This is a genomic window from Alcanivorax sp. HI0083 (genome assembly GCF_001635175.1).
Map to the genome: position 1 here is coordinate 1 of NZ_LWFX01000426.1, position 965 is coordinate 965.

The window sequence follows — 965 nt, forward strand, 5'->3', positions numbered from 1 at the left end:
CGGCTTTGTTGATCGCGGACATGACCGTCTCGATGTCGATCACCCCGGTCAGCACAATACGAATGGTGTCGGGTTGCAGGTCGCGCAGTTCCTGTAGCAGTTCCAGGCCATTCATCTCCGGCATCATATAGTCGGTGATCACCGCATCGAATACGGTAGTGCGCGCCCGGCGCAGGGCTTCGTGGGGGTCCTGGTAGGTTTCCACTTCCCAGTCGGTGTAGGTATTGATAGTGCGCTTCAAGGCTTTGAGGATGTATTCCTCATCGTCCACGACCATGACCTGATACATGGTGAGTCCCTCATTCACGGCGTGCTACATTGTGCTCACCCTTTTCCGCTAAGGGTGGGCACACGGGTATCAGGTTTTACGATACGCCCCGCTATAGGGGCTGACAATTGGTTCGGGCAACGGCAAGGAGCCGGTCATGCCGTCCGGATAGCCGTTTATCCGGCAGGGACGAAAACCGCACAATGGTGGGGAAAAGCGCGGGGAAAACGCGCAAAAAAACGGCTACGTGATCTGCACGATGGCTTTGGTCACCGATCCGGTGGCGATCAGGCGTTCCTGCTGCTGCGCGTTTATGGCATAGGCTTCAGCCCGCATGGCAGCAAGGGTTCGGCCCAGGCGGTCCACATGGGCGCGGATCACGACCTGTTCGCCCCGGCTGGCGGCACGCAGCACGCTGCTATGGGTTTCGATGGTCACCGCGTGCTGCTCGGGTGGCAGTCTGGAGGCCGCCGCAAAAAAGCAGGCCACATCCATCAAGGCATAAACGATGCCGCCATGCAGGGCACCCTGGGGGTTGGTGGTGAAATCATTCACCGGGAAACGCACTTCACTGCGGCCATCCACCGCGCTTACCAGTTCCAGTTCGCAGGCCCGGTGCAGTGGGTGGGCGAGAATGTCGTTTTTGATCTGGTCAATGTGGCTCATGGTTTTCCTTTTTCATTCCGGCGAAACGGAG

General features: G+C 58.5%; 2 protein-coding genes. Both read right to left on the minus strand.

Annotated elements, in window-relative coordinates; all coding sequences use genetic code 11:
- Nucleotides 1-307: response regulator (locus tag A3754_RS04415; protein WP_231880477.1), on the minus strand; the 307-nt coding region annotated here is incomplete at its 3' end.
- Between the two features lie 204 nt (nucleotides 308-511).
- A complete protein-coding gene (locus A3754_RS04420; RefSeq protein WP_063518936.1) occupies nucleotides 512-934 on the minus strand; it encodes a PaaI family thioesterase in 423 nt (140 codons plus the stop codon).
- Between the last annotated feature and the right edge of the window lie 31 nt (nucleotides 935-965).